This window comes from Kitasatospora sp. NPDC058170 (assembly GCF_042883905.1).
GTDB lineage: Bacteria > Actinomycetota > Actinomycetes > Streptomycetales > Streptomycetaceae > Kitasatospora.
This window is the reverse complement of sequence record NZ_JBHVUV010000032.1, coordinates 68827-93805: the sequence shown is the minus strand read 5'-3', so window position 1 is coordinate 93805 and position 24979 is coordinate 68827. Positions and strand designations below refer to the sequence as shown.

The 24979-nt window shown below is 71.9% G+C and carries 20 protein-coding genes; 6 read left to right on the top strand and 14 right to left on the bottom strand.

The annotated features are described in order from the left end of the window. Positions 1-36 precede the first annotated feature (36 nt). Positions 37-1290, bottom strand: coding sequence for a spermidine/putrescine ABC transporter substrate-binding protein (locus tag ACFVVX_RS30635; protein ID WP_387950323.1), 1254 nt, complete (start codon positions 1288-1290; stop codon positions 37-39). A gap of 59 nt (positions 1291-1349) precedes the next feature. Further along, positions 1350-2861, bottom strand: coding sequence for a gamma-aminobutyraldehyde dehydrogenase (locus ACFVVX_RS30630; RefSeq protein ID WP_387950322.1), 1512 nt, complete (start codon positions 2859-2861; stop codon positions 1350-1352). Between the two features lie 430 nt (positions 2862-3291). Here ACFVVX_RS30630 and ACFVVX_RS30625 point away from each other — a divergent pair, with 430 nt between their 5' ends. Further along, complete coding sequence (locus ACFVVX_RS30625; RefSeq protein ID WP_387950320.1) at positions 3292-4944, top strand: PucR family transcriptional regulator; 1653 nt, start codon at positions 3292-3294, stop codon at positions 4942-4944. Between the two features lie 66 nt (positions 4945-5010). On the opposite strand, the gene ACFVVX_RS30620 is transcribed toward ACFVVX_RS30625, so the two are convergent. The 3 genes from ACFVVX_RS30620 to ACFVVX_RS30610 form a co-directional block, all read right to left on the bottom strand. Further along, complete coding sequence (locus tag ACFVVX_RS30620) at positions 5011-6213, bottom strand: spermidine/putrescine ABC transporter substrate-binding protein (RefSeq protein WP_387950319.1); 1203 nt, start codon at positions 6211-6213, stop codon at positions 5011-5013. Positions 6214-6279: 66 nt separating this feature from the next. Next, complete coding sequence (locus ACFVVX_RS30615; protein ID WP_387950317.1) at positions 6280-7638, bottom strand: aspartate aminotransferase family protein; 1359 nt, start codon at positions 7636-7638, stop codon at positions 6280-6282. Positions 7639-7820: 182 nt separating this feature from the next. Continuing rightward, positions 7821-9266 carry a gamma-aminobutyraldehyde dehydrogenase gene (locus ACFVVX_RS30610; RefSeq protein WP_387950315.1) on the bottom strand — a complete coding sequence of 482 codons (1446 nt, stop codon included), beginning with the start codon at positions 9264-9266 and terminating at the stop codon, positions 7821-7823. 297 nt (positions 9267-9563) lie between these two features. Between ACFVVX_RS30610 and ACFVVX_RS30605 the strand changes: the two genes are divergently transcribed. The 4 genes from ACFVVX_RS30605 (at position 9564) to ACFVVX_RS30590 (ending at position 13588) form a co-directional block, all read left to right on the top strand. After that, positions 9564-10037, top strand: a complete 474-nt coding sequence (locus ACFVVX_RS30605) for an Lrp/AsnC family transcriptional regulator (protein WP_030306695.1) — start codon at positions 9564-9566, stop codon at positions 10035-10037. Continuing rightward, on the top strand, positions 10034-11428 hold the full coding sequence (locus tag ACFVVX_RS30600; RefSeq protein ID WP_387950314.1) for an aspartate aminotransferase family protein: 1395 nt from the start codon (positions 10034-10036) through the stop codon (positions 11426-11428). The genes ACFVVX_RS30605 and ACFVVX_RS30600 overlap by 4 nt, the downstream gene beginning before the upstream one ends. A gap of 221 nt (positions 11429-11649) precedes the next feature. Beyond that, positions 11650-12426, top strand: coding sequence for an ABC transporter ATP-binding protein (locus ACFVVX_RS30595; protein WP_387950312.1), 777 nt, complete (start codon positions 11650-11652; stop codon positions 12424-12426). 10 nt (positions 12427-12436) lie between these two features. Beyond that, positions 12437-13588 (top strand): hypothetical protein, encoded by a 1152-nt coding sequence (locus ACFVVX_RS30590; protein ID WP_387950311.1) that lies wholly within the window; start codon positions 12437-12439, stop codon positions 13586-13588. A 52-nt stretch (positions 13589-13640) separates the two neighbouring features. Here the strand turns inward: ACFVVX_RS30590 and rlmN are convergent, their stop codons facing one another. The 6 genes from rlmN to rpsB form a co-directional block, all read right to left on the bottom strand. Next, entirely contained in the window at positions 13641-14741 is a 1101-nt protein-coding gene (gene rlmN / locus ACFVVX_RS30585) for a 23S rRNA (adenine(2503)-C(2))-methyltransferase RlmN (RefSeq protein ID WP_387950309.1), read from the bottom strand. Positions 14742-14868: 127 nt separating this feature from the next. Beyond that, complete coding sequence (locus tag ACFVVX_RS30580; protein ID WP_387950307.1) at positions 14869-16380, bottom strand: phosphatidate cytidylyltransferase; 1512 nt, start codon at positions 16378-16380, stop codon at positions 14869-14871. Then, positions 16380-16937, bottom strand: coding sequence for a ribosome recycling factor (gene frr, locus ACFVVX_RS30575; protein WP_387950305.1), 558 nt, complete (start codon positions 16935-16937; stop codon positions 16380-16382). The genes ACFVVX_RS30580 and frr overlap by 1 nt, the downstream gene beginning before the upstream one ends. A gap of 98 nt (positions 16938-17035) precedes the next feature. After that, positions 17036-17800 (bottom strand): UMP kinase, encoded by a 765-nt coding sequence (gene pyrH, locus ACFVVX_RS30570; protein WP_387950303.1) that lies wholly within the window; start codon positions 17798-17800, stop codon positions 17036-17038. 263 nt (positions 17801-18063) lie between these two features. Continuing rightward, a complete protein-coding gene (gene tsf, locus ACFVVX_RS30565) occupies positions 18064-18903 on the bottom strand; it encodes a translation elongation factor Ts (protein ID WP_387950301.1) in 840 nt (279 codons plus the stop codon). A gap of 129 nt (positions 18904-19032) precedes the next feature. Continuing rightward, entirely contained in the window at positions 19033-19953 is a 921-nt protein-coding gene (gene rpsB / locus ACFVVX_RS30560) for a 30S ribosomal protein S2 (protein WP_387950300.1), read from the bottom strand. A gap of 974 nt (positions 19954-20927) precedes the next feature. On the opposite strand from rpsB, the gene ACFVVX_RS30555 reads away from it, so the two are divergent. Beyond that, positions 20928-21335, top strand: a complete 408-nt coding sequence (locus ACFVVX_RS30555) for a M23 family metallopeptidase (protein ID WP_387950298.1) — start codon at positions 20928-20930, stop codon at positions 21333-21335. Between the two features lie 13 nt (positions 21336-21348). On the opposite strand, the gene ACFVVX_RS30550 is transcribed toward ACFVVX_RS30555, so the two are convergent. The 3 genes from ACFVVX_RS30550 to dprA form a co-directional block, all read right to left on the bottom strand. After that, positions 21349-21921, bottom strand: a complete 573-nt coding sequence (locus ACFVVX_RS30550) for a TetR/AcrR family transcriptional regulator (protein ID WP_387950339.1) — start codon at positions 21919-21921, stop codon at positions 21349-21351. Positions 21922-22061: 140 nt separating this feature from the next. Then, entirely contained in the window at positions 22062-22901 is an 840-nt protein-coding gene (gene whiG / locus ACFVVX_RS30545; RefSeq protein WP_387950337.1) for an RNA polymerase sigma factor WhiG, read from the bottom strand. Positions 22902-23711: 810 nt separating this feature from the next. Next, positions 23712-24941, bottom strand: a complete 1230-nt coding sequence (gene dprA, locus ACFVVX_RS30540) for a DNA-processing protein DprA (protein ID WP_387950336.1) — start codon at positions 24939-24941, stop codon at positions 23712-23714. Positions 24942-24979: the final 38 nt, after the last annotated feature.

The following is a 24979-nucleotide window of genomic DNA, read 5'->3' as shown; positions in this document are numbered from 1 at the left end:
GCGGTGTCTCTCTGGTGTCTCTGCCGTCAGTGGGGGTCAGGCGCCGATGAGCTTGGAGAACTTCTCCTCGAAGGCGCTCTCCTCGGTCTCGTTGAGGGTGCGGAACACGTGCGCCTTGGCCGCCATCGCGGGGGTGGGGACGACCAGGGGGTTGGCCGCGGTGTCCGGGGCGAGGGTGGTGAGCTCCTCCTGCATCCCGGTGACGGCCGAGACGAAGCCGATCCCCGCGACCAGCTGCGCCGCGATCTTCGGCTGATAGTAGAAGTCGATCAGCTTCTCCGCGTTCGCCTTGTGCTGCGCCCTGGCCGGGACGAGCATGTTGTCGGTCGAGGTCACGAAGCCCTTCTCCGGTATGACGAACTCGATGTCCGGGTTGTCGGCGCGCAGTTGGATCAGGTCGCCGCCCCAGGCCACGCAGGCGGCGATGTCGCCGGAGGACAGCTCCTGGCCGTAGTCGTTGCCGGTGAAGCGGCGGATCTGCTTGTTGTCCACGGCCTTCTGCAGCCGGGCGATCGCGGCGTCGAAGTCGTCGGCGGTGAACTTCGCCGGGTCCTTGCCCATGTCGAGCAGGGTGATGCCGATGCTGTCGCGCATCTCGGAGAGGAAGGTGACCCGGCCCTTGAGGTCGGGGTCGTCCAGCAGCTGGGAGACGCTGGTGACCTCCTTCCCCTTGGTGGCCTTCCGGTTGTAGGCGATCACCACCTGGATGCCGGCCCAGGGGTAGGAGTAGAGCCGGCCCGGGTCCCAGTCGGGGGCGCGGAAGCGGGAGTCGATCGTGGTGATCGCGGTGGTGACGTTGGCCGGGTTGAGCTTCTGCGCCCAGCCGAGCCGGATCATCCGGGCGGCCATCCAGTCGGTGAGCACCATCAGGTCGCGGCCGGTGTCCTGGCCGGCCGCGAGCTGTGGCTTGACCTTGCCGAAGAACTCGACGTTGTCGTTGACGTCCTCGGTGTACCGGACCTTGATGCCGGTGGCCTCGGTGAAGGCCTCCAGGGTGCCGTGCTTCTCCGCGTCCTTCTCGTCGGTGTCGACGTAAAGCGGCCAGTTGGAGAAGTTCACCTCCTTCTCGCTGTCCGAGAGGTCCTTGGCGGCGTTGGCGGTCGAGTCGCCCGTCCCGGCGGTCTTCGCCGGCGGGATGCCGCAGGCGGCCAGGGTGCCGGCCCCGGCGGTGAGGGCGGCGGCGCGCAGCACGGTCCGGCGGCCGAGTGCGGCCCGGCCGCTGGTCAGGCTGCGTTCCCAGGCCTTGCGGACCGGTTCCGACAGACCGTCGGTGAGCTCGTTGAACGCCATGGAACAGGCCTCCTGGGGGCGAGAGGTCGGGGCGGGGCGCCGGGGGTGCGCCCCGCGGGTTATCTGTCTCCGAAGACGGTGCGGTGCCAGTCCTTGCGGGCCACCGCGGTGGTGTCGAACATGACGTGCTTGACCTGGGTGTACTCGTCCAGCGAGTACTGCGACATGTCCTTGCCGTAGCCGGAGGACTTGTAGCCGCCGTGCGGCATCTCGCTGATGATCGGGATGTGGTCGTTGACCCAGACGCAGCCCGCCGCGAGCTCGCGGGTGGCCCGCAGCGAGCGGTGCACGTTGCTGGTCCAGGCGGAGGCGGCCAGGCCGTAGGGGGTGTCGTTGGCCAGCCGCAGGCCCTCGTCGTCGCCGTCGAAGGGCAGCACGACCAGGACCGGGCCGAAGATCTCGCCCTGGACGACCTCGCTGTCCTGGGCGGCGCCGGTGATCAGGGTCGGCAGGTAGTAGGCGCCGGGGGTGAGGTCGGTGCCGTCGTGGCCCTTCTCCGGGGCACGGCCGCCGGTGACCACGGTGGCGTACCCGCGGGCGCGCTCGACGAAGCCGGCCACCCGGTCGCGGTGGGCGTAGGAGACCAGCGGGCCGAGGTCGGTCCGCGGGTTCAGCGGGTCGCCGAGCCGGATCGCGCCGAACAGCTCGGCGACGCCGGCCACGAAGGCCTCGTACAGCGGGCGCTGGACGTAGGCGCGGGTGGCGGCGGTGCAGTCCTGGCCGCCGTTGATCAGCGAGGCGGCGACCGCGCCGTGCACGGCGGCGTCCAGGTCTGCGTCGTCGAAGACCACGAAGGGCGCCTTGCCGCCGAGCTCCAGGTGGGTGCGCTTGACGGTCGCGGTGGCGAGTTCGGCGACCCGCCTGCCGACCGGGGTGGAGCCGGTGAAGGAGACCATCGCGACGTCCGGGTGGGAGACCAGGCGCTCCCCCGCGGTGCGCCCGGCGCCGGTGACGACGTTGACCACGCCGTCCGGGATGCCCGCCGCGGTGCAGGCGCGGGCGAACATCAGCGAGGTCAGCGGCGTCAGCTCGGCCGGCTTCAGGACGATGGTGTTGCCCGCCGCGATCGCCGGGAGGATCTTCCAGGCGGCCATCTGCAGCGGGTAGTTCCACGGCGAGATCGAGCCGACCACGCCGATCGCCTCGCGGCGCACGTAGGAGGTGTGGTCGCCGGAGTACTCGCCGGCCGCCTTGCCCTCCAGGTTCCGGGCCGCGCCGGCGAAGAACGCGGCGTTGTCGATGGTGCCGGGGACGTCGAACTCGGTGGCGAGCCTGATCGGCTTGCCGGTCTGCGAGGTCTCCACCCGGGCGAGGTCCCCGGCGGCGTCGGTGAGGACGGCGGCCAGCCGGGTCAGCGCCTCGGAGCGGGCGCCGGGAGTGGCGCCGGCCCACTCGGGCAGCGCGGCCCGGGCGGCGGCCACCGCCGCGTCGACCTCGCCGGTGGAGGCCAGGGTGATCCGCTCGACCACGCTGCCGTCGGCCGGGTTGACGACCTGGAAGGGATCACCGCTGCCCCGGCTCTGCCGGCCCGCGATGTACTGCGCGCCCGGACCGAAGTCGGTCAGGTCCATCTGGTTCCTCCAAGTGCCCGGTGGTTCGACTGCCCGCATGGCGTGCTGATCGGTTGATCCCCGTCATGCTGCACGTGCCGGCGGGCGAGGGCCCGTACCGGCCTCGTACGACTGGTCGAGTCGCCGTGCCCGCGGTACGGGGGAATCCGGCCCGGTCGATCACCGAGGTGCGCGATCCTGGCAGCCCCGCGGAAGCCCGGCAAGGGATTCCGCTGGTGCTTTTCCGGTGACGCGACGGATTCCGACGGTGATGCCCGTGTTTCGCCACAGCCGACCCGCTGACCATGCCCGCTGCCGGACGGGCGTGACAAGGCTCACTCCGCCAACCTCGGCGCAAAGGGCCTTACAGGGTGGAAGGGTTCGGGCAGGGCAACAGGTCGTCGCCGGGAGGGATGATTTACCTGACACTCTGAACCCTGGAGGCACCGCGATGCTCCCCACCGTCGCCCGCGTTCTCGATCTCGAGGTGATGCGGCGCGGCCTGCCCCAGGTGGTCGCCGGCGCCGAGCACCTGGAGCGCCCGGTCCGCTGGGTCCACGTCAGCGAGCTGCCCGACGTCGCCGGCATGCTCCAGGGCGGCGAGCTGGTGCTGACCACCGGCATCGCGCTGCCCGAGGACCGCGAGGGTCTGGCCCGGTACGTCCGCGAGCTGGCCGAGGTGGGCGTGGCCGGCCTGGTCGTCGAGTTCGGCCGGCGGTACTTCGACTCGCTCCCCCGTGCCCTGGTGCACGCCGCCGAGCAGCGCGGACTGCCGCTGATCGCGCTCCGCCGCGAGCTGCGCTTCGTCGCCGTCACCGAGGCCGTGCACGCCCTGGTGGTCAACGCCCAGCTGGAGCAGCTGCGTGCCTCGGAGGCCGTCCACCAGGTGTTCAACGAGCTGGTGGTGGAGGGCGCCGAACCCTCCGAGGTGGTCCGGCAGGTCGCCCGGATGGCCGGCGCACCCGTCGTACTGGAGAACCTCGCCCACCAGGTGCTGGCCCACGACACGGCCGGGCGTCCGGAGAGCGAGCTGCTGGAGGACTGGGAGCGCCGCTCGCGCGGGGTCCGCCCCGCCGGTCGCACCGGGCACGACCCGCGCAGCGGCTGGCTGGTGACCGCGGTCGGCGCGCGCGGCCAGGACTGGGGGCGGCTCGTCCTGGTCCAGGACCCGGCCGTCCTGCCGGAGGGCGAGAGCCACCCGCACGCGATGCTGCTGGAGCGCGGCGCCTCCGCCCTGGCGCTCAACCGGCTGGTGGTCCGCGACCGGGAGAGCCTGGAACGCCAGACCCACCGCACCCTGCTCTCCGGCATCCTCACCCACGCGCTGACCGTCTCCGAGGTGGCCCTGCGCGCCCAGGCGCTCGGCGTCCCGCTGGAGGGCCGGCGGCTGGTCGGGGTGGTGCTGCGCCAGCGGCGCGGACCGATCCCGGCCGCCCTGGAGGCCCAGGCCCGGCTGCGCGACTTCACCGAGCTGGCGGCCGGCGCGATCCGCGGCTGCCGGCTCTCCGCGCTGGTCGGCGCCCTGGACGACGAGGGCGTGGGGGTGCTGATCGCGCTCGGCGCCCAGCAGGACGAGCACGCCGCGCTGGACTCCTTCTCCGCCGCGCTGCGCCGGCTGATGACGGAGGCCCACCGGGACGCCGGCCCCGCGCCCGCACCGGTGGTCGCCGCCGGCTCCTCCGTCGGCTCGGTGCGCGACGCCCGGCGCACCCTGCTGGAGGCCACCCAGGTCGCCGACGCCGCCCTGCACGACGCCCCCGGCGGCCGCGCCGCCGCCTACTACCGGCTGCCCGACGTCCGGCTGCGCGGCCTGCTGCACCTGCTGCGCGACGACGCCCGGCTGCAGACCTACGTCGAGCGGGAGCTCGGCCCGCTGCTCGCCTACGACGCCGAGCACAACGGCCAGTTGGTGCAGATGCTGCGGATCTACCTGGAGCAGGGCCGGAACAAGTCCGCGGCGGCCGATGCCGCGCATCTGTCCCGGCCGTCGTTCTACGACCGGCTGCACAAGGTCGAGCGGATCCTCGGCGTCGACCTCGACCAGGTGGAGTCCTGCCTCTCCCTGCACGTCGCGCTGCTCGCCCTGGACGCCGTCCGGCGGTAGGCCCCGCCCCTCGGCAGGGCCCTGCGCCGACGGGACATCCACGGGCGGGCCGGAGCCGTGCGTCCGCTACACCCCGGTGATCCGCCCCCAGACCTTGTGCAGGTCGGGCCGCTCGGCGGAGGTGACATCGCGCATGGTGTGCAGCCGGGCCCGCATCTCCTCGGTCGGGAAGAGCAGCGGGTGCTCGGCCAGCTCGGCCTTCTCCTTGTCCCCGCTCGCCGCCAGCACCTCACGGGCGGCGGGCACCGGGCAGATGTACTGCACGGCGGCGGCCAGTTCGGCGGCCACCTCGGGCTGGTAGTAGTGGTCGATCAGCAGCTCGGCGTTGCGCTTGTGGCCGGCCCGGTTGGGGATCAGCAGGCTCTCCGCCCACAGCTCGCCGCCCTCCTCGGGCACCACGAACTCGATGTCCGGGTTCTCGGCGGTCAGCTGGACGGCATCGCCCGAGTAGGCCTGGCAGGCGAGCGCGGCGCCGGAGGCCAGGTCGCTGGTGTAGTCGTTGCCGGTGAAGCGACGGATGTGCCGGGAGTCGACCAGCTTCTGCACCAGGTCCATCGCGCGGTGCGCGTCGTCGGAGGTGAAGGCCGCGATGTCGGCGCCGTGCGCGAGCATCAGCAGTCCGAGCGCCTCGTCCAGCCCGGCGAACAGGGTGACCCGGCCCTTGAGGTCCGGCGCCCAGAGGTCGGCGGTGGACCTGATCTCGCGCCCGAGCTCCTTGCGGTTGTAGGCGATGCCGGTGATCCCGGACTGCCACGGCACGCTGCGCCGGCGGCCGGGGTCGAAGGCCGGGTCGGCGAGCTGCGGGTCCAGCTGGGCGGTGACGTTGGGCATGCCCTCCCGGTCCATGGCCTGCACCCAGCCGAGCGCGACGTACCGGCCGGCCATCCAGTCGCTGACCACCATCAGGTCGCGGCCGGGGTCGGTGCCCTGGGTGAGGACCGGGCCGATCTTCCCGAAGAACTCGTCGTTGTCGTTGATGTCCTCGGTGTAGGCGACCTTGATCCCGGTCCGCTCGGTGAAGGCGTCCAGGGTCGGGCGCCGACCACTGTCGTCGACGTCGATGTACTGGGTCCAGTTGGAGAAGGCCAGCCGCCGCTCGTGCTCCGAGCGGTCGGGCGCCGAGCGGCGGTCCTCGGCGACGTACGCGGACGGGATGCCGCAGCCGCTCAGGGTGCCGGCGCCGAGCAGCCCGGCGGCACCGCCGAGCACCGCGCGGCGGCTCGGCCGGCGGTGGCGGGTGGGGCGGCGGGTCGGGGTGGTGCTGGACATACGGGGATCCTCCGGAGCGTGGACGGCCCCGGGCGCACGGGCACCCGGGGCCGTCCTGTCGGTACGTCAGACGGTGTGCGCGTCGGTCAGTGACAGCACCTCGTCGAGTACCGCGAGGCCGGTCTTGGCCTCCTCCTCGGTGACCGTGCAGGGCGGGACGACGTGGAAGCGGTTCATGTTGACGAACGGCCAGAGCCCGCGCTGCTTGCAGGCGGCGGCCAGTTCGGCCATCGGCGCGTTGGCGGCGCCCGCCGCGTTGTACGGCACCAGCGGCTCGCGGGTGGTGCGGTCCTTCACCAGGTCCAGCGCCCAGAACACGCCGAGGCCGCGGACCTCGCCGATCGAGGGGTGGCGCTCGGCCAGCTCGCGCAGACCGGGGCCGATCACGTTCTCGCCGATGTGCCGGGCGTTCTCGACGATGCCCTCCTCCGCCATCGTGTTGATGGTGGCGACGGCCGAGGCGCAGGCCAGCGGGTGGCCGGAGTAGGTGAGCCCGCCGGGGAACGGCCGCTCGGCGAAGTCGGCGGCGATCTTCGCACTGATCGCCACCCCGCCCAGCGGGACGTAGCCGGAGTTGACGCCCTTGGCGAAGGTGAGCAGGTCGGGCGTGACACCCCAGTGGTCGGCGGCGAACCACGCGCCGGTACGGCCGAAGCCGGCCATCACCTCGTCCAGGATGAAGACGATGCCGTAGCGGTCGCAGATCTCGCGCACCCCGGCCAGGTAGCCCGGCGGCGGGATCAGGATGCCCGCGGTGCCGACCACGGTCTCCAGGATGATCGCCGCGACGGTGCCCGGCCCCTCGAACGCGATCACCTGCTCCAGGTGCTCCAGCGCGCGCTCGCACTCCTGCGCCTCGTTCTCGGCGTGGAAGTTGGAGCGGTAGGCGTACGGCCCCCAGAAGTGGACGACGCCGGAGACGCCGGTCTCGTTGGCCCAGCGGCGCGGGTCGCCGGTGAGGGCGATCGCGTTGGCGGTGGCTCCGTGGTACGAGCGGTAGGTCGACATGACCTTCTGCCGGCCTGTGTGCAGCCGGGCCAGCCGGATGGCGTTCTCGTTGGCCTCGGCGCCGCCGTTGGTGAAGAAGATCTTGTCGAGGTCGCCGGGCGTGCGCTCGGCGATCAGCCGCGCGGCCTCGCTGCGCGACTCGACCGCGAAGCCGGGCGCGATGGTGCAGAGCTTCGCCGCCTGCTCCTGGATCGCGGCGACCACCTTCGGGTGCTGGTGCCCGATGTTGGTGTTCACCAGCTGCGACGAGAAGTCGAGGTAGCGGTTGCCGTCGTAGTCCCAGAAGTACGAGCCCTCGGCGCCGGCCACCGCGAGGGGGTCGATCAGCGCCTGGGCGGACCACGAGTGGAAGACGTGCGCGCGGTCGGCGGCCTTGACCGCCTGTCCGGCGGCTGAGTCAGCGGTGGGGATGCTCATGCCGGTAAGGCTAGGGAGTCCCACCCCCGAAGTGCAGGTTCATCTTGTCAGGCGGTCACGCGAACGGCCGACAGGGTGACAAGACACAGGGCCCGGGTCGAAACGACCCGGGCCCATTGTCAGATCACACGATCCTCAGACGATCGATCAGATCGCGGTCACGGCCTGGAACGCGGTCACGACTAGAACGCGGTCATGACGTGCTTCACGCGGGTGTAGTCCTCGAAGCCGTAGGAGGAGAGGTCCTTGCCGTAGCCGGACTTCTTGAAACCGCCGTGCGGCATCTCGGCGACCAGCGGGATGTGGGTGTTGATCCAGACGCAGCCGAAGTCCAGGAGGCGCGACATCCGCATGGCACGGGCGTGGTCCTTGGTCCACACCGAGGAGGCCAGCGCGTACTCGACGCCGTTGGCGTAACCGACGGCCTGCTCCTCGTCGGAGAACTTCTGCACGGTGATGACCGGGCCGAAGACCTCGTTCTGGATGATCTCGTCGTCCTGGTTCAGGCCCGAGACGACGGTCGGGGCGTAGAAGTAGCCCTTGTCGCCGACCCGGTGGCCACCGGCCTCGACCTTGGCGTGCGCCGGCAGGCGGTCGATGAAGCCGGAGACCTGCTGCAGCTGGTTGGCGTTGTTCAGCGGGCCGTAGAGCACGTCCTCGTCGTCCACGCCACCGGTCTTGGTCTCGGCGGCGGCCTTGGCCAGCGCCTCCACGAAGGCGTCGTGGATCGACTCGTGCACCAGCACGCGGGTGGCGGCGGTACAGTCCTGGCCCGCGTTGAAGAAGCCGGCCACCGAGATGCCCTCGACCGCCTCGGCGATGTCGGCGTCCTCGAAGACCACGACCGGGGCCTTGCCGCCCAGCTCCAGGTGGACGCGCTTGACGTCCTTGGCGGCGGACTCGGCCACCGAGATGCCGGCGCGCACCGAGCCGGTGATGGAGGCCATCGCCGGGGTGGGGTGCTCGACCATCGCCCGGCCGGTCTCGCGGTCGCCGCAGATCACGTTGAAGACGCCGGCCGGCAGGTCCAGCTCCTTGAGCACGCCGCCGATGATGTCGGCGAGCAGCACGGTGGAGGCCGGGGTGGTGTCCGAGGGCTTGAGCACGACGGTGTTGCCGGCGGCGATGGCCGGGGCGAACTTCCAGACGGCCATCATCATCGGGTAGTTCCACGGCGCGACCTGGGCGCAGACGCCGACCGGCTCGCGGCGGACGATCGAGGTCATCCCGTCCATGTACTCACCGGCGGCCTTGCCCTCCAGCAGGCGGGCGGCGCCGGCGAAGAAGCGGATCTGGTCCACCATCGGGCCGATCTCCTCGGAGAGGGTCAGCGCCCGCGGCTTGCCGGTGTTGCGGACCTCGGTGTCGACGATCTCGTCGGCACGCGCCTCGACCGCGTCCGCGATCTTGAGGAGCAGCTTCTGCCGGGTGCTGGGGGTGGCGTCGCGCCAGGCCGGGAAGGCGGCGGCGGCGGAGGCCATGGCGGCGTCGACGTCGGAGGCGCCGGACAGCGGGGACGTCGCGTAGACCTCGCCGGTGGTGGGGTCCACGATGTCGAGCGTGCGGCCGTCCGCCGCATCGACGAACTCACCGTTGATGTAGTTGCGCAGCGTGCGAAGGTCGCTCACGGTCTCTCCTCGGTCTGGGCCTGCGGCGTTGCAGAATCCGGCGCCATGGTACGTCGGCAGGTCCGCCGGACGAAGGGCGCCGAGTGGCCGGGCCCGGTGTGGCGCGGTCCACTGTTGGCGGAACGCGCGCTCCGCTGCGGGGGTGCGCGCGTACCGGGTCAGGGTAGCCGGACAACTGCCGTTATCGACAGGCCGAGTGCGGAAGCACGATGAAATCCGCATGGGATTTCCAAGATCACGACGAAATCAGCAGCATCCGCGCTTGCGAACAGCGGAGCGATCAGGCACAGTTGCGGCGTGGCCAACCGCGACCGGAACGCCAGCGTTCCCCTCGACGCCGCCTCCAAGGCGATCATCGAGCAGCTCCAGGAGGACGGGCGTCGCCCGTACGCCGCCATCGGCAAGGCCGTCGGCCTGTCCGAGGCGGCCGTACGACAGCGCGTCCAGAAGCTGCTCGACCAAGGCGTGATGCAGATCGTCGCCGTCACGGACCCGCTCACCGTCGGCTTCACCCGCCAGGCGATGGTCGGAATCCGCGTCGAAGGCGACATCGAGCCCGTCGCCGACGCGCTGGCCGCCCTCGACGAGGTCGACTACGTCGTCTGCACCGCAGGCTCGTTCGACCTCCTGGCCGAACTGGTCTGCGAGGACGACGAGCACCTGCTCGAAATGATCAACAAGCGCATCCGCGCGCTTCCCGGCGTGCGGAGCACCGAGAGCTTCGTTTACCTGAAGCTCCGGAAACAGACCTACACCTGGGGCACCCGATGACAGCCGACCCGGCGCAGAAGGACCTTTCCAAGACCGCCTACGACCACCTGTGGATGCACTTCACCCGCATGTCGTCGTACGAGAACTCCCCCGTGCCGACGATCGTCAAGGGCGAGGGCACCTACGTCTGGGACGACAAGGGCCGCAAGTACCTCGACGGCCTCGCCGGCCTGTTCGTCGTCCAGGCCGGTCACGGCCGCGAGGAGCTCGCCGAGGCCGCCGCCAAGCAGGCCAAGGAGCTCGCCTTCTTCCCGGTGTGGAGCTACGCCCACCCGAAGGCCGTCGAGCTGGCCGAGCGCCTGGCCAACTACGCCCCGGGCGACCTGAACAAGGTCTTCTTCTCCACCGGTGGCGGCGAGGCCGTCGAGACCGCCTGGAAGCTTGCCAAGCAGTACTTCAAGCTGACCGGCAAGCCGACCAAGTACAAGGTCATCTCGCGTGCGGTCGCCTACCACGGCACCCCGCAGGGCGCCCTCTCCATCACCGGCCTGCCGGGCCTGAAGGCCCCGTTCGAGCCGCTGGTGCCGGGCACCCACAAGGCCCCGAACACCAACATCTACCGCGCCCCGGCCTTCCTGGCCGGCCCCGACGGCACGGTCGACCCGGAGGCCTACGGCCGCTGGTGCGCCGACGAGATCGAGGTGGCCATCCTCAACGAGGGCGCCGAGACCGTCGCCGCCGTCTTCGTCGAGCCGGTGCAGAACGCCGGTGGCTGCTTCCCGCCGCCGCCCGGGTACTTCCAGCGCCTGCGCGAGATCTGCGACCGCCACGACGTGCTGCTGGTCTCGGACGAGGTCATCTGCGCCTTCGGCCGCCTGGGCACCATGTTCGGCGCCGACAAGTTCGGCTACCAGCCCGACATGATCACCTGCGCCAAGGGCATGACCTCGGGCTACTCCCCGATCGGCGCCACGATCATCTCGGACCGCCTGGCCGAGCCGTTCTACAAGGGTGACAACACCTTCCTGCACGGCTACACCTTCGGCGGCCACCCGGTCTCCTCCGCGGTGGCGCTGGCCAACCTCGACATCTTCGAGCGCGAGGGCCTGAACCAGCACGTCCTGGACAACGAGGCGAACTTCCTCGGCACCCTGGACAAGCTGCGCGACCTTCCGATCGTCGGCGACGTCCGCGGCAACGGGTACTTCTACGGCATCGAGCTCGTGAAGGACAAGGTCACCAAGGAGTCGTTCAACGACGACGAGGTCGAGCGCGTGCTCTACGGCTTCCTGTCGAAGGCGCTCTTCGACAACGGCCTGTACTGCCGCGCCGACGACCGTGGCGACCCGGTCATCCAGCTGGCCCCGCCGCTGATCTCCGACCAGTCGACCTTCGACGAGATCGAGCAGATCCTGCGGACCAGCCTCACCGACGCGTGGGCGAAGATCTGACCACCTGATCCTCCTTCCCCACCCTCCGCCGCAGGGCGGTCCCGCTTCCCGCGGGACCGCCCTGCGGTGTTTTTCCGCTGATCTCCCCGATCTCCCCGATCAAACACGCCTGATTGCGGGTGATTTGCCCTTGATGGACCAGTGCGCCGCAACCGCGCCAGGTCCCGATCGTTCTAATCTGACGACTGTCATATCCCTGCGGCCACCCAGGATGGAACCTCATGTCAGCGGCCCCGCCTGACAACGACGTGCTGTGGGCCCGGGGGATCGTCAAGTCCCATCACGGCACCCCCGCCCTGCGCGGCATCTCGCTCGGCGTCCGGGACGGCGAGGTACTGGCCGTCACCGGCCCGCGCGGCTCCGGCAAGAGCACCCTGCTCGGCTGTCTCTCCGCCCTCCTCCCGGTCGACGAGGGGGAGGTCTGGTTCAACAGCGCCCCGGTGCACACCCTGGGCCGGTCCGGCCGCGAGCGGCTGCGCCGCGACCGCTTCGGCTTCGTCGGCTCCGAACCGCACCTGGTGCCCGAGCTGACCGCCCGGGAGAACGTCGCCCTCCCCCTGCTGCTGGCCGGCGCCGGCAACAAGGCCGCGTACACCGCCGCCGACGAGTGGCTGGACCGCCTCGACGTCGGCGAGATCGCCAAGCAGCGGCCCGACCGGCTCGTCCAGAGCCAGCGCCAGCGGATCGCCGTCGCCCGCGCGCTCGCCCCGCTCCCCCCGGTCGTCTTCGCCGACGACCCCACCGCGCCACTGCACCGCGAGGCCGCCGACCAGGTCCTGCGGATACTGACCAGCGCGGCGCGCTCGCACCAGCTGACCCTCGTCCTCGCGACCCACGACCCCGAGCTCGTCCGGTACGCCGACCGCTCGGTCGCCCTCCTCGACGGACGGCTGACCGCCCCCGCCGCCCCCGTCCCACGCGGCCTCCCCGGCGGTGCCGGGGCCGCGGGCACGCCGGGAGCGGTCGGAGCGTCCGCCGTGTCGGCCCGGCGCAGCTGAAAGGGCCGACGTGTTCTATCTCCGTCTGGCCCGGGGCTACCGGGCACTCGACCTCGGCCGCTGGCTGCTCACCGCCCTCGCCGGGGCGGTGGTCGCGGGCTTCCTGCTGCGCGCGCTCGGCCGGGCGATGAGCGACCCGCTCGGCGCCGGCGACGCCCTCGTCCGGCTGCTCTGGTGCCTGCCGCCGCTGGCCGCCGTCGCCTGGTTCGCCGCCGTCGCCGCCCGCGCCGTCCCCGCCCAGCGGCCCGAGCGGATCACCGGCCTGACCGCCGCCGGGGCCGGCGCCGCCCGGATCCGGGCCCTGATCGCCGGGGAGATCGCGCTCGCCTGCACCCTCGGCAGCGCGCTGACCCTGCTGGTCTTCCTGGTGCTGCGCAACGACATCGCCGGGCCCTCGCTCGCCCCCGACCTCGGCATGGGCGTGCCGCTGCCCGCCGCCGCGCCCGTCACGCTGCTCGCCCTGGTGCCGCTGACCGCCGGAATCGCCGCGGCCGGCGCGGTACCGCTCGCCGAGGCCCTGCCCGGCAGCCGCCGTCCGGCACCGACCGGCTTCAGCCCGCTGCGCATCGCGCTGCCGATCGGGCTGGCCGTCACCGGCCTCGCCCTGGAGCTGATCGCACTGCGGCCCGGGGCCGGCGCCGACGGCCGACCGATCCGACTCCCGGCCGGTCTCGGCAGTACCAGCACCGCGGCGCTCGGCGGCTGGGCCGCGTGCGCGCTCGGCCTCGTGCTGCTCACCGGGCCGCTGCTGTCCTGGACCGGGCGGCTGCTCGCACTCGGCCGCCCGACCCCGCTGCGGCTGCTGGCCGGCCGCGGTCTGACCGCCCAGGCCCGCCGGCTCGGCCCGCCGTTGGCCGTCCTCGCCCTGACCCTCGCGATGGTGCTCACGACCATCCGCTACTGGATCGGCACCCCCGGCAGCGCCGACGCGCTGCCGGCGATCGAGGCCTGTCTGGTGCTGGGCTGCGCGGCGGCGGCCGTGGTGGCGCGGCTGGCCGAGGTCCGCACCGCCCGCCGGGACGTCACCGACGCCCTGCTGCGGCTCGGCGCCGCGCCCCGGCTGCTGTTCGGCGCCGTCGCGCTGCGGACCCTGGCCACCGGCACCGTCCTGCTGGTCACCGGCGGGCTGACCGCCGTGCTGGCGGCCGCCGGGCTGGCCTGAGCCGCCGGGCTCCGGCCCAGGCCCGGCCCGGCTCCCGGCGGCCGTCGCGTGCTCAGCCCGCCGCGGCGAGCTGACCGCAGGCGCCGTCGATCTCCTGGCCGCGGGTGTCACGGACGGTGGTCGGCACACCGTGCGACTGCAGCCGCCGGACGAACTCGCGCTCGTCCTCGGGCCGCGAGGCCGTCCACTTGGACCCCGGGGTCGGGTTCAGCGGGATCAGGTTGACGTGCACCCGGTGGTTCTTGATCAGCCGGCCGAGCAGGTCCGCCCGCCACGCCTGGTCGTTGATGTCCTTGATCAGCGCGTACTCGATGGAGATCCGGCGGCCGGACTTCTCCGCGTAGTTCCACGCCGCGTCCAGCACCTCGGCGACCTTCCACCGGGTGTTGACCGGCACCAGCTCGTCGCGCAGCTCGTCGTCCGGGGCGTGCAGCGACAGCGCGAGGCGGCAGCTCAGGCCCTCGTCGGCGAGCCGGTTCATGGCCGGCACCAGGCCGACGGTGGAGACGGTGATGCCGCGCTGGGAGAGGCCGAAGCCGTCCGGCGCCGGGTCGGTGAGGCGGCGGATCGAGGCCAGGACCCGGTTGTAGTTCGCCAGCGGCTCGCCCATGCCCATGAAGACCACGTTGGAGAGCCGCGCCTCGCCGCCCGGGATCTCGCCGGCCTTGAGCGCGCGCATCCCGGCGGCGATCTGCTCGACGATCTCGGCCGTGGAGAGGTTGCGGGTCAGACCGGCCTGGCCGGTGGCGCAGAACGGACAGTTCATGCCGCACCCGGCCTGCGAGCTGATGCACATCGTGACCCGGTCCGGGTAGCGCATCAGCACCGACTCGACGAGCGTGCCGTCGAACAGCTTCCAGAGCGTCTTGCGGGTGGTGTCTTCGTCGCACGAGACGTGCCGCACCACCGACATCAGGTCGGGCAGCAGGCTCTCGGTGAGCTTCTCCCGGCTGGCGGCGGGGATGTCCGACCAGCTCGCCGGGTCGTTCGACATCCGGCCGAAGTAGTGGTTGGAGAGCTGCTTCGCGCGGAACGGTTGCTCGCCCAGCTCGGCGACGGCCTCCTTGCGCTCGGCGGGGCTGAGGTCGGCGAGGTGTCGCGGGGGCTTGGAGCCGCGCGGCGCGACAAAGGTGAGTTCTCCGGGCTTAGGCATGGTTCATCCAGTGTCGCAGACGGCGGGAGCCCCGGACGCCTGGCGTCCGGGGCCCTCGATACGACGGGGTGTGCGACCGGTCTCGTCCGCGGCCGGCAAGATCGGCCGGAGAGTGCCTGGGGCCGCCCTAGCTGCCCACGAAGGCCGCCAGCAGCAGCCAGACCACCGGCGCGGTCGGCAGGAGCGAGTCCAGCCGGTCCATGATGCCGCCGTGGCCGGGCAGCAGCGTGCCCATGTCCTTGATGCCCAGGTCGCGCTTGATCATCGACTCGCCCAGGTCGCCCAGGGTCGCGGTGACCGCCGCGCAGCCGCCCAGGATCAGGCCCTGCCACCAGCTGCCGTCGTCAATGATCAGCTCCATCAGCAGCGCGCCCGCCAGCATCGACAGACCGATCCCGCCGGCCAGGCCCTCGCGGGTCTTGCCCGGGCTGATCGTCGGAGCCAGCTTGTGCTTGCCGAACTTGTAGCCGACCGCGTAGGCGCCGGTGTCGCTGCAGACCGTGACGATCAGGAAGAGCACGATCCGCTGGGGGCCGTCGTCGGCCGCCAGCATCATCGCCACGAAGGTGGCCAGGAACGGGACGTAGAAGGCGGTGAAGATACCCGCCGTTATGTCCCGCAGGTAGTTCTCCGGCGGCTGGGCCATCCGCCAGACCATCACCGCCAGCCCGGTCAGGGCCAGGGAGGCGGCCGCCCACTGCACCCCGGCCCAGTAGCCGGTGGAGATCATCGCGATACTGCCCGCGACCAGCGGGATCAGCGGCGCGTTGATCTCCTTGCGCTCGGTCAGCCGGCTGGAGAGCTCCCAGACGCCGACCACCACGGCCGCCATCACCACGACCAGGAACAGCGCCTTCACCACGAACAGGGAGGCGATGATCACCGCGCCGAGGCCGACGCCCACGCCTATCGCGGCTTGGAGGTTACGGCCACCGCGCTGCTTGCGCGGCTGCGGTTCGGGCTCGGCCACGGGTGTCTCCTGCCCTGGGTGGGACGACGGCACAAGGTGGGGCTGCCCGGCCGTCGGGTGGCTCGGCGACGGCGCGGGGTGGGCCGGGGCGCCGGGGTACCCCGGTGCCTGCGGGTACGGCCGGCCGGCCGGAGCCTGCGCCGGGCCGGCGCTGTCGGTGACCGCACGGAGCACGACCGTCTCGGCCGCGCCCGGCACCGCCGTCTCGGGCTGCTCGTCCCGGAACAGCGGGCCGCTCAGACGGCCGGCCTCCCGGGCCGACGGTTCCTCGGCCGGGCTCTGGGGCGGCTGCACGGCCCGCCCCGGGGACCGCCTCGGGGTCGGCTCCGGCCCGGGGCCGGTCGTCGGTACGGGAGGCATGACCTGAGTCTCCTCCGCGTCGCCGCCCCAGTACACCGGAGGCTGCTGCGAGTGACCCGTTCGGTGTCCCTGGTCACCCGCAGCGGCCGGTCCGGCCGGGTACGGCGGGAACTGCTGGGTGTGCTGCGCACCGAGCCCGTCCGGCTGCTGCGGCTGGTGGGGCTGCTGCAGGTGCGGCGGCTGCAGCGGTTGCCCCGGCCGGTACGGCTGGTGGTGCGGGTGCTGCCGGTCCTGCTGGTTCTGCTGGTGCTGCTGGTGCTGCGGGTCGGATGGGCCCCAGTAGCCAGGGGCGTCAGGGGCGTCGTTCATCAGACTTCGAGCAGCTCGGCTTCCTTGTGCTTCAGCAGCTCGTCGACGCCGGCCACGTACTTGGCCGTGGTGTCGTCGAGCTCCTTCTCCGCGCGGCGGCCGTCGTCCTCGCCGATCTCGCCGTCCTTGACCAGCTTGTCGATCGCGTCCTTGGCCTTGCGGCGGACCGAGCGGATGGACACCTTGGCGTCCTCGCCCTTGCCGCGGGCGACCTTGATGTACTCGCGGCGACGCTCCTCGGTGAGCTCGGGGAGCACCACCCGGATGATGGACCCGTCGTTGCTCGGGTTGACGCCCAGGTCGGAGTCGCGGATCGCCTGCTCGATGGCCTTCAGAGCGGTCTTGTCGAACGGCGCGACGACCGCCATCCGCGGCTCCGGCACGGAGAAGGAGGCCAGCTGGTTGATCGGCGTCACGGCGCCGTAGTACTCGGCCACGATCTTGGCGAACATCGCCGGGTGCGCACGGCCGGTCCGGATGGCGGCGAAGTCGTTCTTGGCGACCTCGACAGCCTTCTCCATCTTCTCCTCGGCCTCGAGGAGGGTCTCTTCGATCACTGTGTACTCCCTGTCCGGTTCATCTGCGGTTGTCCCGACCGGTGTCGGCGTCAAGCCCGGTCGCGGTGTCGACGCCGTCCGGTACGGCTGATTGCTGCTCAGGCCCGGACAGAATCCTGGCTGATGAGTGTGCCGATCTTCTCACTCTTCACCGCACGCGCGATATTGCCCTCCGCCAGCAGCTCGAAGACCAGCATCGGGAGGTTGTTGTCCTTGCACAGCGTGATCGCGGTGAGGTCGGCGACCTTCAGATCACGGGCGATGACCTCGGAGTACTCCAGCGCGTCGAACTTGACCGCGTCCGGGTTGGTCCGGGGGTCGGAGTCGTAGACGCCGTCCACGCCGTTCTTGCCCATCAGCAGCACGTCGGCGTGGATCTCCAGCGCGCGCTGGACGGCGGTGGTGTCGGTGGAGAAGTACGGCATGCCCATGCCGGCGCCGAAGATCACCACTCGGCCCTTCTCCAGGTGCCGGACGGCGCGCAGCGGCAGGTACGGCTCGGCGACCTGGCCCATCGTGATGGCGGTCTGGACCCGGGTCTCGATGCCCTCCTTGACCAGGAAGTCCTGGAGCGCGAGGCAGTTCATGACGGTGCCCAGCATGCCCATGTAGTCGGAACGGGCCCGATCCATGCCGCGGACCTGGAGCTCCGCACCACGGAAGAAGTTCCCCCCGCCGATCACCACCGCGACCTCGGTACCGGCGCGGACGACGGTGGCGATCTCACGTGCGATCGCGTGCACGACGTCCGGGTCGACGCCGAGCCCGCCGCCACCGGCGAAGGCTTCACCGGAAAGCTTCAGCATCACCCGGCGGCGCGTTGCGGCCTGGGGGTCCTGCGCGGTCTCCTGCGTCTCCTGCATGGACTTCTCCTTCTGCACCTACTGGTTCACAGGCGCGGGTGTGCGGATCCCCGGCCTGCGCGTACACGCGAGGAGGCCACTGCCGCGGGAACCGGTACGGTGTCCTGCACGGCAATGGCCTCCTCGTCGTTCATGGTGCCGACGCGGCCCGCCCATAGACGGATGACGCTGGGTGGAGCCCGCTCGGCGCGTCCCTCCCGCCCTGGTCAGCGGACGGGGGCGGTTCCCAGCCTATGCGGGCCGGGATCCCGGTGGAACGTGGCTCAGGCGCCGACGCGGAAGCGGGCGAAGCGCTTGAGGGCGACGCCGTTCTCCTCGAGGACCTTGGCGACGGTCTTCTTGTTGTCCTTGGCGAAGGCCTGCTCCAGAACGGAGTTCTCCTTCACGTAGCCGGTGACGCGACCCTCGACGATCTTCGGCAGGGCGGCCTCCGGCTTGCCCTCCTCGCGGGCGGTGGCCTCGGCGACGCGACGCTCGTTCTCGAGGTCGGCGGCCGGGATCTCCTCGCGGGAGAGGTACTTCGGGGCGAAGGCGGCGATGTGCTGCGCGACGTCCTTGGCGACCTCGGCGTTCTCCTTGTCCAGCTCGACCAGGACGCCGACGGCCGGCGGCAGGTCGGGGCTGGTCTTGTGCAGGTAGACCGCGACGAAGCCGTCACCCGAGAACTGGGCGAAGCGACGGAAGACGATCTTCTCGCCCAGGGTCGCGTTGGCCTCGTCCACGAACTGCTGGACGGTCTTGCCGGCCTCGATCTCGGAGGCCAGGGCGGCGTCGAGGTCGGCCGGGGCGGTCTTCGCCACGTGGGCGGCGATCGCGTCGGCGACCTGGACGAAGTTGTCACCCTTGGCGACGAAGTCGGTCTCGCAGTTCAGCTCGACCAGAACGCCGGACTTCTTGTCCTCGGCGATCAGCGCGGCAACGGCGCCGTTGGAGGCGTCGCGGCCCTCGCGCTTGGCAACGCCCTTCTGGCCCTTGATGCGCAGGAGCTCGACGGCCTTCTGGACGTCGCCCTCGGCCTCGTCAAGGGCCTTCTTGCAGTCCATCATGCCGGCGCCGGTGAGCTCACGGAGCTTCTTGACGTCCGCGGCGGTGAAGTTCGCCATGGTGTGAATCTCTTCTCGCGTCTCGCGTGTCTGCGTGGGGCTGTGCCGGGACCGCTGGTTCGGTCCCGGCACGGGAGAGAGGGGCACCTACCGGTGTCGTACCGGCGGGTGCCCCTCACCCTTGGTACGTCAGGCCTGCTCGGCCGGAGCGTCAGCGGCCGGAGCCTCGGCGGCGGGGGCCTCGACCTCGGCGGCCGGAGCCTCAACCTCGGCGGCGGGGGCCTCGACCTCGGCGGGAGCCTCAGCCTCGGCGGCCGGGGCCTCCTCGGCCTTCTTCTCGCCCTCGATGAGGTCCTTCTCCCAGTCGGCCAGCGGCTGGTCGGCGCCCGGCTCGGCCTTCGCGTCGCCCTTGGCGACACCCGCGCGGGACTTCAGGCCCTCGGCGACGGCGTCGGCGATCACACGGGTCAGCAGGGTGACGGAGCGGATCGCGTCGTCGTTGCCCGGGATCTTGTAGTCGACCTCGTCGGGGTCGCAGTTGGTGTCGAGGATGGCGACGACCGGGATGTTGAGCTTCCGGGCCTCGCCGACCGCGATGTGCTCCTTCTTGGTGTCGACGATCCAGACAGCGCTGGGAACGCGCTGCATGTCACGGATACCGCCAAGGGTCTTCTCGAGCTTGGTGTGCTCGCGCTCGAGAACCAGCAGCTCCTTCTTGGTGAGGCCCGAACCGGCCACGTCCGAGAAGTCGATCTCGCCGAGCTCCTTCATCCGCTGAAGGCGCTTGTAGACCGTCTGGAAGTTGGTCAGCATGCCGCCGAGCCAGCGCTGGTTCACGTAGGGCATGCCCACGCGGGTGGCCTGCTCGGCGATGGCCTCCTGGGCCTGCTTCTTCGTGCCGACGAAGAGGACGCTGCCGCCGTGGGCAACGGTCTCCTTGATGAACTCGAAGGCGCGGTCGATGTAGTTCAGCGACTGCAGGAGGTCGATGATGTAGATGCCGTTGCGCTCCGTGATGATGAAGCGCTTCATCTTCGGGTTCCAGCGGCGGGTCTGGTGACCGAAGTGGACGCCGCTCTCCAGCAGCTCCCGCATCGTGACGACGGCCATAGCCGTACTCCTAAGGTGTTGCGCCCGGCTCTCGTGCGGCAGCCGTCGTGGGTCGCGCGATGGCGCTCCCCGCTCGGGCGGCTGCGTTCGGCCGGGTCAGGCTCGGTTTTGTCCGTGGCAGCCAGGTGACAGCCACGCCTGACGCCCCGAACGTGCCGAGCCGCTTCGGCCCTCGCGGTCCGGGGACCGGTCGGGCTCGGCGGACCGAGCGGCACTCGCACCTGGCGGGGGTAGCGGCCGAGCCGCGTCCGACCGCCGGTGGCGGGGCGTGCGAAGTCGACCCGGCGGACCGGGTCGCGTGTGAAGTGTACGGGAAGCTCCGAGCGACGGGCGACTTCACGGAAGTGCGGAGGTGGCGCGGGGGGTGACAGCGGAGGTGGCGCTGGGAGTGGCAGTGGGAGTGGTGCCGGGAACAATGCGGGGGCGGTGCCGGAGCAGCGCGGCACCGTGCCGGGCCCTGCCCGGCCCCTGTCGGGTCCCTGTCGGGTCTGTACCGAGCCTGCCCCGGAACCTCTGCCGGCCTGTGTCGAAGCTGTGCGGGGCCGGGTCGGGGCGGGGCGGGGTGGGGTCGGGGCGGGAGCCGTTGGGCTGCAGTGCACCCGTTCGAGGGATGGTTGTTGTCCACAGGGGCCGGTTGTCCACAGGAATCCGCGTGGGACTGGTCGAGGCGGGGCGGGGCGGGGAGCCTCGTCGCCATGACGATTCGCCCCGGCCCTGCGTTCTTCCCTGCTGTCGGCGCTCTCTGCGGCGCTCAACCGCTCGCCCTTCCGCCTCCGCTGCCGCCGCCGCGCGGCCCGGAGCGGCGTCGGCGGGCGCTGCTGCTCGCCCTGCTCGTGGCGGTCCTCCTACTCGCAGGCCTACCGGCGCCCGCGGGGCACGCGGCCGGGGTGGCCGGCGGGACGGTCGGGGCGACGCCCGGGGCTGAGCCCAAGGCCATGCCCGGGGCTGCGTCTGAATCGGGCCGGGCGTGGCCGGTGGGCGGGCCCGACGGGGTGCGCGGGCGGTTCGAGGCCCCACCGAAACCCTGGGCCGCCGGGCACCGCGGGGTGGACCTGGCCGCACCAGCCGGCACCGACGTGCGGTCGGCGGCCCCGGGGGTGGTCACCTATGCGGGCACCGTGGCGGGCCGCCCGGTGGTCACCGTCACCCACCAGGGCTCCGGCACTCCTCCGCTGCGCACGACCTACCTGCCCGTCACGGGCACCGTCCCCGTGGGTACCGCGGTAGCGGCCGGCCAGGTGGTCGGACGACTCGCACCCGGCACCGGCCACTGCGCCGACGGCTGTCTGCACTGGGGGTTGTTGCGCGGCGGGCGGTACCTCGACCCGCTGGCGCTGTTCGGTGCGGGCGCGGCACGGCTGCTGCCGCTGGGCGGCGGGTGAGGGCTGCCGCCGATCAGCCGTTGCCGAGACCGTGCAGGGCGACGGCCACGGCGGCGTCCGCGATCGATTCGGGGCTCTCGGCCTGACCGCTGCCGGCTCGCTGCTCGGTCTGCCGGACGGCAGCCTCCACGATTCCCTGGAGCAGCGCCGCCGCCAGTCGGGGCTGTGCGTGTCCGAGGTCCTCAAGAGCCCGGATCACCAGACCGACCAGCTTTCCGTGGGCTGCCCGGATGCGCTCCCGCGCGGCCTCGTCGAGCTCCAGCGCCGAGATCGCCGCCACCGCCCGGTGCCGCGGGTCCCCGGCGAGCGACAGCTGGCCCCGCACGTACGCCTCGACCCGCCCGGCAGCGGTGTCGCAGCTCTCCATACCGGCCTCGATCTCGGCCGCCCAGAGCGGGAAGTCGACCTCGCACAGCACCTCGACCACGGCGGCGCGGGAGCGGAAGTACTCGTAGACCGAGGAACGCGCCAGTCCGGTGCGCGCTGCGAGCGCGGGGAAGGTCAGGGCCTCCATGCCTCCCTCGGTGAGGAGGCTGCGGGCAGCGTCAAGAAGAGCTGCCCGCTGCAGCTGGCGATGCTCGGCCAATGTGGCCGCTCGGATCTTCGGCACCCTCCCACTGTACGGAGCCCTACACCCCACCGGTACGGCGCCGCGCATGCCGGCGGTAGCGCACGGGGGCGCGGCGCTGTGCGCACGCACGGCGCGCCGCCGCCCGGCCGCGTGCCTCACCTGATGTCGGAGAGCTTGGCGCGCAGCTGCAGCACCGACTTGGTGTGGATCTGGCTGACCCTGCTCTCCGTCACCCCGAGCACCTGTCCGATCTCCGCAAGGGTCAGGCCCTCGTAGTAGTAGAGCGTCACCACGGTCTTCTCGCGTTCGGGGAGGGTGTTCACCGCCTGCGCCAGCAGCCTGCGCAGCTCCCGGTCCTCGGCCACCTCCACCGGGTTGTCGGCGCCGTGGTCCTCCAGGGTGTCCACCAGGCTCGGCCGGTCCCCGCCCTCCCCGACCGGGTGGAGCAGCTCGTCGAGCGCCACCACGTTGGCGAGCGACAGCTGGCTGAAGATGGCGTGCAGGTCCTCGATCGCGATGCCCATCTCGGCCGCGACCTCCGGCTCGTGCGGGGTCCGCCGCAGCCGGGCCTCCAGCGTCGCGTACGTGCGCTCGACCGCCTTCGCCTTCTGTCGCACCGATCGCGGGATCCAGTCGAGCGCCCTCAGCTCGTCGATGATCGCTCCACGGATCCGGCTGATCGCATACGTCTCGAACTTGATGGCCCGGTCGATGTCGAACTTCTCGATCGCGTCGATCAGCCCGAAGACCCCGGAGGAGACGAAGTCGGCCTGCTCGACGTTGGACGGCAGGCCGACCCCGACCCGGCCGGCCACGTACTTCACGAGTGGCGAGTAGTGCAGGATCAGCTGCTCTCGCAGCCGCTGATCCCCTGTCTCCTTGTAGGAGCGCCAGAGCGCTTCGAGTGCCGTGCGGTCGCTCCCGCCGGTCTCCCGACGCGGCGCGGGCGCCCCCTGAGAAGGGGGAGGCGCAGCCGTCTCGGACGTACCGGGCAGCCTTGCGGCGACGGCCTCTGGGCGGCCCACCTCCACGGCGGCCACCGCTGAGGCGGCACCCTCTACGGCGGTCGGCCGGGCGGGAGCCCCGGACGCCTTGGAGCCGACGGGGGCATTGGTGGCAGCGGAGGCGACGGGGGCGTTGGAGGCGACGGCGGGGACGTTGGAAGCCTCGGCCCCCCCGGGTGCGTCAGCTCGGCCGCTTCGCGGCCCGATGCGCAGCCCCTCGCGGCCCTGGCCGCTCCGCACCGCCACCGCGTCCGCGCTCACCTCGGCGCCCGAGCCCGCTTCGGTGGCCGGTGAAGCGCCGTGCGGGCAGTCGGTCCCGACGCCCACCTCGACGCCGGTCTCGACGCCGGTCTCGGCACCAATCTCCGTACTCTCCGCAGCACTCACTGCACTGCTCGCTTCGGCGTCGGCCGACTGGCCGGGCACCGAAGCGGGTCGACCGCCCTGCCGCGCCAGGGCCCCCATCGCACCCGCCGTTTTGGGCGGGAACTCGGTCACGGGGCGCCGCTCGGTCCTCGGCCCTCCCGAGGACCGGGCGCCACCGGTCACTCTGTGTCCGGGAATGTGTGTGGGCATGCGTTGGTCTGCGCCGTTCTGCCGAGTCATGTGCTGATAGGGAAGGCATGGCGAGCGTAGCGTGACCGACTCACTGCAATGCGCTACCGCCACTCGGTCGTCCCCCGATCCGGTGGCGTTCTCGTCACCGGATCGCGGCACCGGGAGTGGACGAACCACGTCCCTCCCTCTCCGCCACCTCTCTCCCCTGCCGATCCTCAGCGGGCGCGGCCCGGACTCGTCGCGTCACCTCCCCCGCACCAGTCGCCAGTGCGCCCCGTACCGTTCGACGAAGCCGAGCGAGCCCAACTCGTAGAGCCGCTGGAGGACTTCGTCCGGCGGAAGGCCCGACTGCCGGGCCAAGCGCTCCACGGGCGCGCCCTCCGCCGTGGCGGGAACGGCCTCCAACACCCGCGCCACGGCCGGCTCCAGCAGGTCCCTGGGCAGCACCGGCCCGCTGCGCTGCGGTGCGAGGTCGTCTCCGATCGCGCCGATCAACTCGGCCACCTCCGCCGCATCGGTGACCAGCGTGGCGCCTCCGCTGCGGATCATGGCGTGTACCCCGGCGGAGAACGCCGACGTCACCGGGCCCGCGACGCCCATGGCGTGCCGGTTGAGGTCCCGCGCGCGCCGGGCCGTGCTCAGCGCTCCGCTGCGGATCGCCGCCTCGACCACCACGGTGCCCCGGGTGAGCGCCGCGATGACCCGGTTGCGCAGCACGAAGCGGAAGCGGTTGGGGTGCTCCCCCGGCGGGAGTTCGCTCAGCAGCAGCCCCTGGGCCGCGATCCGCCGGATGAGGTCGGTGTTTCCGCGCGGGTAGGCGACGTCCACTCCGCAGGCGAGGACCCCGACGGTCATACCGCCGACGGCCAGCGCTCCACGGTGGGCGGCCGCGTCGATCCCGTAGGCCGCGCCGGAGACCACCACCCACCCGCGTTCGGCCAACTGCGCCGATAGGTCCCCCGCCACGTGCGCGCCGTACGCCGTGCAGGCACGGGAGCCCACTACGGCCACCGAGCGGAGGGCGAGCAGACGCAGTGAGCCCGCTCCCACCACCCACAGTCCGACCGGCCGACCGTCGCCCAGATCATCGAGCTGGCTCGGCCATTCAGTGTCCCCCGGAATGATGAAGCGTCCACCGACCGCTCGTACCCGTTCCAGGTCCGCGCCGGGGTCGAGTCCGGCGAGTCTGGCTCGGTAGCTCGCGAGCCGGTCCGCGTCCAGGGCCGGATGATCGGGCACCGCCCCCTCCCGGATCGCCTGGAGCAGCGCGGCGGCGTCGAGCCGGGACAACCACCGGCCGACGACCGCGTCGCCGGGTTCGCCGAGCCTGGTCAGAGCCGCCCGGGCGTAGCGCTCCGGATCGGCGGCGGGGGCGGTCGCAGCGGTTGCCGCCGCGCTCGCACCGGGGCCGGCTCCCGACCCGGCCACCGGGGCGTCCGGGGCCTCCCTGAACGAGGTCTTCGGGTGGTTCATCGTCTGGTTCACGCTCTTTCTCCTCGCTTCTTGACTGC